The organism is Neptunomonas japonica DSM 18939 (assembly GCF_000422765.1).
GTDB classification, from domain to species: Bacteria; Pseudomonadota; Gammaproteobacteria; order Pseudomonadales; family Balneatricaceae; genus Neptunomonas; species Neptunomonas japonica.
This window is the reverse complement of the sequence record NZ_AUGR01000015.1, coordinates 123,884-137,378: the sequence shown is the minus strand read 5'-3', so window position 1 is coordinate 137,378 and position 13,495 is coordinate 123,884. Positions and strand designations below refer to the sequence as shown.

Sequence of the window (13,495 nt, the reverse complement as noted above, 5' to 3'; positions counted from 1 at the left end):
CTTATTGAACGTTCTTGCTGTATTAATAAATCACATGGCCCTAGTTACGCCTCCTTAAGCTGAGGACGACCCACAAACGCTGGCACCAAAAAATAACGGCTTATTTCAAACGGCATCATGGTAGCTACAAGCTTGTAAGGTTTTAACTCGGCTAATGAGTAATACAATTGATCTAATGTCGCCTGTTTTTGAAAGCGCTGATACAACTCATCAACTTCTTGGTTTAAGCGTGTAATACTCTGTGTGCTCAATAGACGACTCGTGGAATAAAACACGCCCTCACCTTCTTTGGCACTTATCGCTTGCTGAATAAAACCTTGGTTAACCTTTACTAGTGTTTGGTGTAATGGACCACCCAACCGCCACTTAATAGGGCGGCTCACTCTTAAGTGAACTTGGTCATTCTTACCCAAGCGAATCAGCTCTAATTTTTCTAACTCACGCAGGTATAAATAAGCATCACTAGAAGATAACTGGTTCTTTTGTGTGATAGTTTCTACATCAAACTGACTAACCAGCAACATAAAGAATGAAGTCAACCCAGGATCATCTGCCAAAGCTTGTTCCGTTTCGATTGATAGCTGGGTGGGGTCCGTTGTTCTTTTGGCATCCAGCTCTACTAACTCATTAATGCTTAAGCCAACTAAATCACAAATCTCAATAAGACGACTCACCTTACAATCTTGTTCTTGAAACATCCGCTTAACGGTTGGCTCAGATAAATTCATCATCTCGGCCAGTTCACGATAATGAATCCCCTGCGCTTTCAGTACCCGCTTCAGCACTGCAAATAAACCCGAACGTTGCTTTTGCCCTTCCATCAAACTATCCCAAATTTCGAAAAAAGAATCATATTTTAATACCTGATAAGTAATAAATTGATAATAAAGATCAAATAGTTATTCTCACCCCAACATAACACGAGGATAAATAAATGCACACTTTACTTAAATCAACACTCATTACTTCTCTTTTGATTAGCAGCCCACTTTTATTTAGCGGTTCACTATGGGCACATGACACGCTTACACAACGCTGGAGCATTGATAACCTAGATCAACCAGAGTCGGTGGTGGCTGATACCCGCAGTGATTTTCTGTATATCTCTAACATTAATGGCGCTCCCACTGAACTTAACGGCCAAGGTTATATCAGCAAGGTAACAGCACAAGGAGAGTTGCTTGAGCAACACTGGGTAACAGGACTCAATGCCCCAAAGGGGATGGCTATTGTGGGTAAGTACTTGTTCGTTGCTGATATGCAAACCGTACACATGATCGATATTGAGCAAGGAAATGTGATAAAACAGTTCACCGCACCCAAGGCAAAAATGCTGAATGACATTACGGCATCTGCGGATGGAGTTTTATATATCTCTGACTTTCTAGGCGGCGAAATTTACCAGCTGCATGATAACCAGTTAACCGCTTGGTTTAGTAACGAGCAAATCCCCTACCCTAACGGCTTACTATGGCACCAAAACCAGCTATTAATCGGTAACTGGGGGAAAGCTATTAATCCGGATTTCACAACGCAAACACCAGGCTCCCTGTATCAGCTTGACCCAAGCACATTGAAATTATCTAGCGTCGCATCGGGTACTGAACTGGGTAACTTAGACGGCATTGTGGCTATCAACAACAGCTTGTATATCAGTGACTGGATTTCTGGAGAGTTGTTCGAGCTAAACGGCAAAGAACGAAAACTAGCCCTCACACTCCCTAAAGGCTTAGCTGACATTGGCGCAACTGCAACATCACTCTATACACCGCTGATGATGAATAATCAGGTCATTGCGTGGGAGGTTAAGGATCAACTATAAAATACTAATATTGGTTTAAAAAACTCAACTCTCTTGTTTACAACCCTGCGGCTGTACGATTAATCTTCGATTTCATTGATGTTTTTCGTACACAACAGGGAATCAAACCATGAGCCAGATCCACTTGCACAGTATTCACCAGCACCCCGTAAAATCCTGCGCTCCCATCGAGCTCAGCCGTGGCTGGATTGATGAATTGGGCTTAAGTGGAGACCGCCGTTACATGGTTGCTGATGAAAATGGTCTGTTCATGACAGCGCGCAAGTACCCTAAACTCACCCAATTAATGGCAACGCCGTTTAATGGTGGTTTAATCCTCGCCGCCCATGGCGCACCAACTCTGGCATTGCATGAAGCTGATTATCCGAATGATTACCGAAAAACAGAAGTCTGGAAACAGGCATTACAAGCTCAGCACTGTGGTTTTGAAGCTCAACAATGGATAAGCGCATTTTTAGATGCTCCTTGCCAGCTGTTATTTTTTGGTGAGAAAACAGAGCGGCCTATTAAAGACTTCACAGAGCAACAAGTCAGCTTTGCCGATGGCTACCCTCTGTTATTAACCAGCACGGCATCACTGGACTGGCTACAAGAACGCTGCCCTGACTTTATCGCCATGCAGCAGTTTAGGCCTAACTTGGTCGCCCATGGTAACCTGCCTTTTGCTGAGGATAACTGGCAAGAGATTCAAATTGGTGAGGTACGCTTTACTGTTCATTCACCTTGTGAGCGCTGTAAGCTCACGACCTTGCCACCTAACTCTATAGAGTTTAACTCACACCAAGAACCACTACGCACAATGCTCAAATACCGTCGTGCGCACAAAGGCGGTGCGTTGTTTGGGCAGAACTTGATTGCACAGAACCGTGGTGTGATTGCAGCAGGTATGCCCATAGAAGTTATTAAACAAGCACCTGCTGACCTTATCCGCGATATTGAATGAAACACACCAACCTGACATTAGACCTGCGCAGCTATAGTCATGAGGCTAAATCCCACCAGCACGACTACCACCAGCTGGTGCTTCCTATCGCTGGGCACCTTGCCATGAATATCGGCAACCAAGAAGGCCATGCATCCCCCCAGCAAGCTGCTGTCATTAGTGCTGGGCAAAACCATGAGTTTGCGGCTTCTGACTTAAACAGCTTTGTGGTTGCAGATGTGCCAGCCGCGCTTGCCCCTGAGCTTGAGAAACTCCCCGCCTTTATTCCTCTTGATGGGGCGCTGGCACATTACGTCGCGTTTCTGCACCAAAATCTATTGCTCAAACAACCACAGAGTACAAGTAGCGAACGCCAGATGCTCTTGCTGCTCATTCAACTATTACAGGAACGCTTTGGCACAGCAGTACAAGTAGACCACCGTATTGCAGCAGCGATAAGCTACCTTGATCACCGTTTTAACGAGACTATATCTGCGGCAACACTAGCAGCCGTAGCTAATCTTAGCCAACGCCAACTCAATGAACTGTTTCGTCGCCAGCTCGGAATGACACCGCAGCAATACTTAATTGAGAAGCGCATGCAGCAAGCATGGCAGCTACTAGAAACAACCGCATTGAGCATTCAACAAGTGGCCGATAGTGTCGGGTACAGCAACCTATCAGCATTTAGCGACCGATTTAAAAAGCACTTTGGGCACTCTCCCAGTCACTTTCGCCAGAGCAATAAATAGTTTACCTGTATTAATAAAGAGCTCAGCGGTACTAATGAAGAACTCAGCCAGATCGACAAAGCATTCAGCGGTATGAACAAAGACGCTCCTCTGCTCTGCTCATACACTAATAACCCTCATACATTTAGTTATTGGTGAAACATGTCCCCCGTACTTTCTAAAGTGCCCTCTCAAGCGCTATCTCAAGTGCAACGCGCCACCTACATAGGCTGCATATCTATTGTTCTATGGGGGGCACTGGCATTATTTACTCGCCTTACGGAGGGAGCAATACCCCCTTTCCAAATGATGGCGATGACCTTCACTATCGCTTTTGCCTTGATGAGTTTACGGTGGTGGTACCAAGGGCACCTAGGTTTGCGACATCTTCGACAACCCAAACTAGCGTGGTTATTAGGCGTAGGTGGCTACTTTGGTTATCACTTTTGTTACTTCGTTGCGATGACAAAAGCCCCTGCGGTTGAAGTCAGCTTGTTGGCTTATCTCTGGCCACTCTTAATTGTACTATTCGCTGCTCTGTTGCCAGGTGAGCACTTTAAACTGAAATACTTGATCGGGGCACTGCTTGCTTTATGCGGCTGCGCGATACTGATCGGCAAAGGAGGTATTGAGTTTCAGAGCGAATACCTCACAGGCTACTTATTAGCGCTCGCCTGCGCTTTTATCTGGTCGGGTTACTCTGTTGCTAGCCGCTTAGTCAGCGCCGTCCCTACCGATGCCGTTGGCTGGTTTTGTGCTGCGACTGCAATATTGGCACTGTTATGCCATCTTGCTTGGGAGACAACCGTCTGGCCAAGTACTGGTACGCAATGGATGGGAATACTAGGGCTTGGCCTTGGCCCAGTAGGCATCGCCTTTTTTACATGGGACTACGGCGTAAAACACGGCAACTTAGCGCTACTCGGCATACTCGCTTATGCGGCACCACTAATCTCCGTGTTGTTATTAATAGCCGCTGGAGAAGCGTCACTAAGCTGGTCATTACTCTTAGCGTGTAGCGCTATTGTAAGCGGCTCTTTAATAGCAGGAATCAACTGGAAAAACCGAACATCTCTTCGCTTGAAATAAATAAACGCTTTGTTCAACGGCTCGCTTTAGCACATTCAGTGAAGGCCGATTTTGGCTAAAACGAGGTTTGAGCAACTTGTTAGAAGTTACTTTACGCACCATTTTTCAACGGAGATAATATAAGTTGTAAAGCGTCGGCCTAAAAGCTCTGTTTTTTTAACTTTAGTCGCTTTTCTTTTTAGAAATTTGTATTCAGGGCGAGTTTCTAGCAGGTGAAATATTATTTCTTTATGGCCCATCTCTTTAGCCCATAGCATCATTTTTTGAAATACGGGTATACCAAAACCCCAAAATTCTTTGGCAATAACAATCGCTATTTCAAAACCATTGTCATCTGGCTGAATCCCACACCAACCAGCTAATACATCACCTATGTAAATTGCTCGAATACGACAACCAGGTAGCGACTCTATTTTAACCTTATCTTCCATCCATTCCCTAATACTCTTGGAATAAAAATACGGATGATCAATTAGGTGCTTTCTCAGCGATTTATCATTCACTACCGTCAAAAAGTCTTCTGGATTTACGTGACTGAAACCCACAAATTTAATTTCACTCATATCTAGATACTTTTAACGCCTTTATAACGGGCAGCCTGTGGCGAAGCCACGCTTTGGCTGTCCAGTCAGTTTACTCGCGTTCGCTAATATACTTGTTATATTTTTTGAGCAAGATTGTCTTCCGTGCTTGAAATTAGTTTTTTGAATTCTGGATTACTAACAATGTCTTTGATTAAAACCTGAACAGCAGGAGATAATTCTTGTGCTACTTGCTGGCATGCTTTATCTGCTACCCAATTAGTAGAGAATTCATGCTTCGATACGATCTGGATAGATTCGTCTTTACTAGATGATGCAGTTAATTCAAAAGACCAGTTTCCGTTACCAATATTTGAACTAAAATCTATTTTTGTAAAGTGCCCTTTTAATTCAATTGGGGCACTATCTGAATAAACTCCCGCTAATTTTAGCTCAGATACAAAAGCTTTATGAATGTAATCTTCAAAAGTTTCTTTGTTTGGTGTTACGACAGAGCCAGCTCCACGACATGCGATGCCGCTAGTTGATTTTGAGGCTGTAAAATCACTCACGGATACTTCTACTGAGCCAAGCTTTTTAATTGTTTCTACGTTTTCAAAGGATGCACCGTAATTTGACGCTGTAAATGAGCAGCCTGATAAGTACACGATGGAAATAGCTGCCATAGTTAATTTTAGTTTTTTATTCATTTTAGTTCCTTTAGTTTAGAATTGGTTGAAAATTTAACAGCTTATTCAAGAGCCTATGGCTTACTGTCACTTTGGCACCCTATTTGGGTTTCAACAAAAAGACACGTATGCATTAATTTATTGTAATTCAAAGAGATAGGATGATTTAGACTAGTGTGGTTTTATGAGGAAGAGCCAATCCTTTGCCCGATACATTCAATCCCTATTCTTGGAGCATAGTTCGTTAATTAGAAACGATCAATAACTTAGTAAGTTCGCTTTTTATTTACTTTTGTGATGTTTAACTTTAAGTTACGTAACTAGTTACGTAACTTTCATTAAATAAGCACCACAACCAATCATACAACGTCTGAATAGAGCCTTTTATGCCTGCACCTTCTACCGACTTAATGAAAACCTTTGGCAGCTTATCTTTGGGGAGCCGCTTAAAAAGACTATCTGATCGGCTGATTCAGGATGTTGTCGAGATTTATCAAACCCAGGGCATTCAGCTTAACCCCACTTTTTTTCCCTTGTTTAATTTGCTCCATCAACAGGGTGCGCAAGCCGTCACCGAGGCGGCGGATCAGTTAGGCGTTAGCCATCCTGCTATCAGTAAAATTGCACGTAATATGCTTAGCGAAGGTTGGATTAGTAAAACACCCGACCCAAAAGATGAGCGGCGCCAACTATTAACACTAACACCGCAAAGTGATGCACTGGTTGCCGAGATCGCGCCTATTTGGCATGAGATAAAGCACTACTTAGATCAGCTAATAGCAGCGCAGCAACACCCATTATTGGCATCATTGGATGATTTCGAACAACGCATACAGCAGCAAGGGTTTGTTCAACCTGTGCTGGCTAACTTACAGCATCGTATTAGCGAGTCCGACATAGAGATTATCGGTTGGGACGCCTCATTAAGAGAGCATTTTTGCCAGCTTAACCTCCAATGGCTCGAGGAGTTTTTCAATGGAGAGCTCACTGATCATGATGAGCGCGCCTTATTTACCCCGGAAAGTTACTACCTAGCAAAAGGTGGTTACATCTGGTTTGCCCGTTGTAACCAAGAGATTGTTGGCTGTGTTGCTTTAGCAAACCAAAGTAACGGCCTATTTGAAATATCTAAAATGGGCGTAGGCCCAAACATGCAAGGCTTCGGTATCGGTCGCAAACTGCTGCTAACTGCCTTAAATAAAGCGCGAGAGGTTGATGCTAATGAGGTTTACCTAGAGAGCTCGACAAAGCTTAACCGCGCTATTCGCCTCTACCGCAACCTTGGTTTTCACGAAGTGCCGCATCCAAATGGGCAGTCGATATACCCACGCTCCGATATCTACATGACGTTAACCCTATGATGAATGACAAACAATCATGACGAACACAACACCCTCAGATTCAGCGCTTCCTTCATCAAGAGAGCAGCACCGCCATGAGTTTATTGGCGGCGCAAAAGCGACCTTCCCTTTAATTGTGGGAGCCATACCCTTCGGGATTATTTTTGGAACACTGGCAGAGCCCAGCGGGCTTTCGATTATTGGCGCCCTTGCCATGTCGATTATTGTGTTTGCAGGCGCCAGCCAATTCATCGTATTGGGCTTGCTCGCAGCAGGCGCGGCACTACCTGTTATTATTGCGACAACCTTCGTCGTTAACCTACGCCACATTCTTTACGCCGCCAATCTCGTACCCAAGGTTCGCCACCTGCCGCAACGTTGGCGCGTATTAATGGCATTTGGGCTCACCGATGAGACTTTTGCAGCGGTGAGTAACCGCTATCTACAACAAGATGATATCCGTGATGCTCATTGGTTCTACCTAGGCTCTTTTTGCGCCATGTACGGTAATTGGGTGCTATGTACGGCGATAGGTGTCGCATTAGGAGAACTCTTCCCTGACATGACCCAATGGGGATTAGATTTTGCCATGTCGGTGACCTTTATTGGCATGGTTGTTCCTTATCTTAAAAGCAAACCCATGTGGGCTTGCGTTATTGTTGCCGCCACCATGGCAATCGCAACAGCCACAATGCCACACAAGCTAGGGCTGTTAGTCGCCGCTATAGCAGGTATTGCTGTGGGTTTATCTTTTCACATGATGTTGAAACGACAAAATACACAACCTATCGAAAACAAGGAGCCGTCATGAATGAAGCGCTGTTAATTCTAGGCATGTTCATTGTCACGTTTGGCGTGCGCTATATTCTGTTTGCAGTTGCGGGACGCGTGCACTTTCCTGCGTGGCTCAGCACTGGCCTTGGATTTGTCCCCCCTGCTGTATTAACAGCCATCATCGTACCGGCCGTGTTGATTCCACAAGGACAGCTATGGATAAGTCCCAGTAATCCTTGGTTATTAGCGTCACTGGTCGCTGTCATCACCGCATTTATCCGTAAAGACTTGTTAACAACCATTGTTGTCGGGATGCTTGCTTTTAGCTTATTTCGTTTCGGTTTTGGGCTTTAATCGCATAACAAAGCCCCAAAACAGCGACCATAAATACCGCTATATTTGTGCAACGCCACAGTTATTTAAACTATATAATCGAATAATAGTAACATTTATTTTCAATAATAATTAAAAAAACATGAAAATATCTCCTCAATCAAATGCTAATCTGAATAAAGATTGATCAACAATAATAAAGCGACTGCTTCTGGTCACTATTCAGATAATTGGAGATTCGACATGCTTATCGGCGTCCCTAAAGAGATCAAAAACCATGAATACCGTATTGGCATGACGCCAGCGGGAGTTCGCGAATTAGTAGCAGCAGGACATCAAGTCATTGTGCAACGTGATGGCGGAACCGCTATTGGCTTAACCAATGAGCGATATGAAGCCGCTGGTGCAACTCTCATCGATACTGCTGAAGAGATCTTCGCTACAGCAGATATGATCGTCAAAGTTAAAGAGCCACAGCCCAACGAATGTAAAATGCTGCGCTCTGGCCAGATCTTGTTCACCTACCTACACCTTGCACCAGATCCAGAGCAAACAAAGCTACTCGTTGATTCCGACGCTGTTGCCATTGCTTATGAAACAGTAACTGATAACCATGGTGGTTTACCTCTACTTGCGCCAATGAGCGAAGTAGCAGGACGTATGGCTATCCAAGCCGGTGCTCACTCATTAGAAAAGGCGCAAGGCGGATTAGGCACCTTACTGGGTGGTGTTCCTGGTGTTGCTCCAGCTAAAGTTGTTGTAATTGGTGGTGGTGTAGTCGGCATTAACGCTGCACGCATGGCGATGGGCTTAGGAGCAGACGTTACCATTTTGGACCGATCTCTACCTCGCCTTAAGCAGTTAGACGAAGTGTATGGCCCACAGCTAAAAACGCTTTACTCAAATGTTGAGTCTATCGAAGATGAGGTCGTTGCTGCAGATTTGGTCGTCGGCGCGGTACTTATACCCGGCGCTGCTGCACCAAAACTCGTTACACGTGAGCATTTGAAAAAAATGAAAACAGGTGCTGTGGTAGTCGATGTTGCTATTGACCAGGGCGGTTGCTTTGAAACATCTCGTGCAACGACTCACCAAGAGCCAACCTATACGGTAGAAGATGTTGTGCATTACTGTGTTGCTAACATGCCAGGCGGTGTTGCTCGTACCTCTACTTTTGCCTTAACTAACGCCACACTGCCGTTTGTTCAAGCGCTAGCCAACAAAGGCTATAAGCAAGCACTAAAAGATGATGTGCATTTGCTAAATGGCTTAAACGTACACCGCGGCAATATCACCTATAAAGCGGTTGCTGATGTGTTGGGTTATGCATACCAAGCACCTGCGGATGCTGTTAGCTAAATAGCGATTATCACAGGCTTGTTATTGTAGGTCTGACATTAATCACTATCAAAAAAGGGCAACTGGTTATACCAGTTGCCCTTCTTATTATCACGAACGAAGATGTATTAGTTCAAACGTTCAAACACAGTAGCCACACCTTGTCCCATACCAATACACATGGTCGCCAAGCCTAACGTACCATCCTTCTGGTCTAATACATTAAGCAAGGTCGTTGAGATACGCGTACCCGAGCAACCCAAAGGATGCCCCAGAGCAATAGCACCACCGTTAAGGTTAACGTTGTCTTCCATACGACCCAGCAGCTTCAAACCTTTTAAGACTGACAAACCTTGTGCAGCAAAGGCCTCATTCAGTTCGATGTAGTCGATATCACCCATCTTTAAGCCAGCACGCTTCAAAGCTTTTTGCGTAGCAGGTACTGGACCATATCCCATAATAGAAGGGTCACAGCCAGCCACGGCCATTGAACGAATCACAGCGCGTGGTTTTAGCCCTAGTGCTTGCGCCTTTTCAGCAGACATCACCAACATACCGGATGCGCCATCAGAAAATGCGGATGAAGTACCGGCTGTTACCGTGCCGACTTTAGGCACAAAGACAGGCTTCAAACCTTGTAAGACTTCAAAGGTCGTTTCTGGACGAATAACTTCATCCTGCTCTAGTAAACTCTTAAAGCCATTTTCATCATGGCCTTCGATAGGGATGATTTCGTTATCAAAACGGCCTGTTTCACGTGCTTCATGTGCTAAGCGGTGTGAACGTGCGCCAAACTGATCCTGCAATTCGCGTGAGATGCCATTCATCTTACCGAGCATTTCAGCGGTAACACCCATCATCATGGCCGCTTTAGCGACATGCTTAGACATCTCTGAATTGATATCAATACCATGCAGAATATCTAGGTGACCCATATGCTCCACACCACCGACGATGAAAGTGTCACCATTACCGGTCATGATAGATTGCGCCGCATTATGTAACGCCGACATAGAGGATCCACATAAGCGGTTAATAGTTTGCCCACCCACTGTATGCGGCAAACCGGCTAACACCAGCGCATTACGAGCAATGTTAAAGCCCTGCTCTTTGGTTTGGTTAACACAGCCCCAGACTACATCCTCTATATCCGCCGGATTAAGATTAGGATTACGCGCCAATAAGCCATTCATAACAGCAGCAGATAATGCTTCAGCACGAACATTGCGAAAAGAACCACCTTTAGACTTACCCATTGGGGTACGGATGCCATCTACGATCACTACGTCATTTGGTTTCAGACTCATGATTATTTCTCCCCGCCGAAATAGGTTTCGCCAGCGGCGGCCATCTGTTTCATACGCTCAGTTGGCTGGTACAAGCCGCCAAGATGTTTATATTGCTCAGCAAGTTCACAGAACTCCGCTAATCCCATCTGATCTAGGTAGTACAAAGCACCACCACGGAACGGTGGAAAACCAATACCGTAGACCAAGCCCATATCAGCTTCGGCTGGCGAAGCCACTATGCCATCTTCTAAACAACGCACTGTTTCTATACACAGCGGAATCATCATACGTGCAATAATCTCTTCATCTGAGAAATCACGCGAATCACCCAAAACCCCCTCCAATAACGTGAAGACCTCTTCATCAGCAAGTTTCTTAGGCTTGCCTCTACGGTCCATCTCATATTGGTAGAAACCTTTACTGTTTTTCTGACCAAAACGTTCTAGTTTAAACATCCGATCAATCGCATTCTCACCTTCGTGCTGCATACGATCAGGGAAACCTTCAGCCATAACAGCGTCGGCATGATAAGCCGTATCAATACCCACAACATCTAGCAGGTAAGCAGGCCCCATTGGCCAGCCAAAACCTTCCATGACTTTATCGATTTTACGAAAATCAGCGCCATCATTGAGTAAGGCAGAAAAACCACCAAAGTAAGGAAATAGAATTCGGTTAACCAAAAATCCTGGGCAGTCATTCACTACGATCGGCGTTTTACCCATCGCTTTAGCGTACGAGACAGTACGTGCAATGGCGGCTTCGCTACTCTTTTCACCACGGATAACTTCTACCAAAGGCATGAGCGCAACGGGGTTAAAGAAATGCATTCCACAGAAATTTTCCGGGCGTTTAAGAGACTTAGCTAGTTCGGTAATAGAAATGGTCGACGTATTAGAAGTTAGAATTGCATCTTCAGGCATGTGCCCCTCGACTTCCGCCAATACAGATCTTTTAACATTGATATTTTCAACAACAGCTTCAACTACCAGATCAACACGGTTGAAATCGCCGTAACTTAAGGTAGGTGTTATGCGGTTGATCGTTTTCGCCATTTTTGCAGCGTCTAAACGACCACGTTTAAGCTGTTTACCTAACAACTTATTCGCTTCATCTAAACCAAGCTGCAGTGCACCTTGGTTGATATCTTTCATCAAGATAGGCGTGCCTTTCACCGCCGACTGATAAGCAACACCGCCACCCATTATACCAGCACCTAATACAGCGGCCTGCTTCACCGGGGAACCCTGCGCTTCATATTTTTTGCTGACTTTTTTAACGTATTGGTCTTTCATAAACAGACCAACCAAGGCCGGAGTCACCGCATTTTTTGCTAACTTAACAAAATTTTTGGCTTCAACTTCCATGGCTTGTTCGCGCTTCATCGTGCACGATTTCTGAATCGTCTTCAGCACCTGCATCGGCGCTGGATAATGCGGCCCAGCTTTTGCGCCAATCAAGCCTTTAGCGGTTTCAAATGCCATCATCTGTTCGATAGTATTCAATTTAACCGGTGATTTTTTCTCGTCACGGCGCGCCTGATAATCAAACTTACCGGCGATGCACCGTTTAACAAGATCAATAGCAGCAACTCGTACTTGATCCGTTGCAACAACTGCATCTACAGCACCATCTTTCAGGGCTGCTGCAGGACGTTTCTCAACTCCCGCACATATCCACTCATTGGCATTATCAATACCAATAAGGCGAGGCAAACGCACAGTGCCACCCCAACCAGGGTAGATACCCAATTTAACTTCAGGCAGACCTACTTTAGCTTTATCACCCATCACACGGTAATCAGTCGCCAAGGACAATTCAAAACCACCCCCTAAAGCAATACCATTAATCGCTGTAACGGTAGGGAAGGGTAAATCTTCAATCTCACTGAACAGACCTTGTAAGCGAACCAGGTTCGCTATGATGGTCTCTTCGTCATGATCAAACATCTGCTTAAATTCGGTAATATCAGCGCCAACTATAAAGCTGTCTTTCGCGCTGGTAAAAATAACGCCTGTTACGCCGTCGGTTTGCTGTAGCTGGGTTACCGCTTCTCTTAGCTCTTGCATAGCCAATTGGCTGAGGGTGTTTACGGCTTCATTTTTGAGGTCAAATACCACCTCATGAATACCCTCTTCAACTGCTTGCAAGCGAATCGCTTGACCTTCCATTAACATGGGATGACTCCATACGTCAGGTTATATACTGTTATTTTGTGACTTATGTCGCTTAGTAAGTTTAGTCTAGCTATTAGTGATTTTGTTACAATGACAGTTTCAATCAGCATCACTGACTTTACACTTCATATTGCTTGCAAGTGCCGCCATACCAATGGATTACTCTCATACATAAGTAACAATTTAATTCAAAACATTGTTACTCACCCAACTATAAAGCACATTCCACTTCTGTCTGAATAATTAAGTTATCCCAGAATACTGTGGATAACTCGCTTTATAAGCATGGGGTAATCAATTACCTCCCTGATACACGCCCTCTAAAACAACAATGTACAAAAATTGACCAGCATCAATTGCTTGAACTCTTTGTGTAAAAACCTAATGTTGCAACTGTCGTTTTTTAACGACGTCACCTATATTTAGCCCACTTCTAGATTTAGCTAAATTCTGGACAATACTTTAGGAAT

General features: G+C 44.7%; 13 protein-coding genes. 8 read left to right on the top strand and 5 right to left on the bottom strand.

Annotated features, from left to right (window positions below):
* Positions 1-44: 44 nt before the first annotated feature.
* Positions 45-821: a helix-turn-helix domain-containing protein gene (locus G511_RS0110975; RefSeq protein ID WP_028469653.1), complete on the bottom strand. Its 777-nt coding sequence runs from the start codon at positions 819-821 to the stop codon at positions 45-47.
* Positions 822-934: 113 nt separating this feature from the next.
* Here G511_RS0110975 and G511_RS23860 point away from each other — a divergent pair, with 113 nt between their 5' ends.
* From G511_RS23860 to yddG, 4 genes are all read left to right on the top strand, one after another.
* Positions 935-1,822, top strand: a complete 888-nt coding sequence (locus G511_RS23860) for an NHL repeat-containing protein (RefSeq protein ID WP_051221904.1) — start codon at positions 935-937, stop codon at positions 1,820-1,822.
* 109 nt (positions 1,823-1,931) lie between these two features.
* A complete protein-coding gene (locus tag G511_RS22635) occupies positions 1,932-2,765 on the top strand; it encodes an MOSC domain-containing protein (RefSeq protein WP_051221902.1) in 834 nt (277 codons plus the stop codon).
* The gene (locus G511_RS0110960; protein WP_028469652.1) at positions 2,762-3,496 is read left to right on the top strand and encodes an AraC family transcriptional regulator; all 735 of its coding nucleotides are present in this window, start codon (positions 2,762-2,764) and stop codon (positions 3,494-3,496) included. Before G511_RS22635 ends, G511_RS0110960 begins: the two co-directional genes overlap by 4 nt.
* Before the next feature lie 141 nt (positions 3,497-3,637).
* Entirely contained in the window at positions 3,638-4,564 is a 927-nt protein-coding gene (gene yddG, locus G511_RS0110955) for an aromatic amino acid exporter YddG (protein ID WP_051221900.1), read from the top strand.
* An 86-nt stretch (positions 4,565-4,650) separates the two neighbouring features.
* Here yddG and G511_RS0110950 read toward each other — a convergent pair whose 3' ends face one another.
* Both G511_RS0110950 and G511_RS0110945 read right to left on the bottom strand, forming a co-directional pair.
* Positions 4,651-5,127 (bottom strand): GNAT family N-acetyltransferase, encoded by a 477-nt coding sequence (locus G511_RS0110950; protein WP_028469650.1) that lies wholly within the window; start codon positions 5,125-5,127, stop codon positions 4,651-4,653.
* 95 nt (positions 5,128-5,222) lie between these two features.
* Positions 5,223-5,795 carry a hypothetical protein gene (locus G511_RS0110945; RefSeq protein WP_028469649.1) on the bottom strand — a complete coding sequence of 191 codons (573 nt, stop codon included), beginning with the start codon at positions 5,793-5,795 and terminating at the stop codon, positions 5,223-5,225.
* A gap of 365 nt (positions 5,796-6,160) precedes the next feature.
* Between G511_RS0110945 and G511_RS0110940 the strand changes: the two genes are divergently transcribed.
* The 4 genes from G511_RS0110940 (at position 6,161) to ald (ending at position 9,580) form a co-directional block, all read left to right on the top strand.
* Positions 6,161-7,135 (top strand): bifunctional helix-turn-helix transcriptional regulator/GNAT family N-acetyltransferase, encoded by a 975-nt coding sequence (locus G511_RS0110940; RefSeq protein WP_245573953.1) that lies wholly within the window; start codon positions 6,161-6,163, stop codon positions 7,133-7,135.
* Between the two features lie 16 nt (positions 7,136-7,151).
* Positions 7,152-7,925, top strand: a complete 774-nt coding sequence (locus tag G511_RS22630; RefSeq protein WP_051221898.1) for an AzlC family ABC transporter permease — start codon at positions 7,152-7,154, stop codon at positions 7,923-7,925.
* Positions 7,922-8,242, top strand: coding sequence for an AzlD domain-containing protein (locus G511_RS0110930; RefSeq protein ID WP_028469647.1), 321 nt, complete (start codon positions 7,922-7,924; stop codon positions 8,240-8,242). The genes G511_RS22630 and G511_RS0110930 overlap by 4 nt, the downstream gene beginning before the upstream one ends.
* Positions 8,243-8,464: 222 nt before the next feature.
* Complete coding sequence (gene ald, locus G511_RS0110925) at positions 8,465-9,580, top strand: alanine dehydrogenase (RefSeq protein WP_028469646.1); 1,116 nt, start codon at positions 8,465-8,467, stop codon at positions 9,578-9,580.
* Positions 9,581-9,687: 107 nt separating this feature from the next.
* Here ald and fadA read toward each other — a convergent pair whose 3' ends face one another.
* Entirely contained in the window at positions 9,688-10,866 is a 1,179-nt protein-coding gene (fadA, locus tag G511_RS0110920; RefSeq protein WP_028469645.1) for an acetyl-CoA C-acyltransferase FadA, read from the bottom strand.
* A gap of 2 nt (positions 10,867-10,868) precedes the next feature.
* Positions 10,869-13,025, bottom strand: a complete 2,157-nt coding sequence (gene fadB / locus G511_RS0110915) for a fatty acid oxidation complex subunit alpha FadB (protein WP_028469644.1) — start codon at positions 13,023-13,025, stop codon at positions 10,869-10,871.
* Positions 13,026-13,495 lie beyond the last annotated feature (470 nt).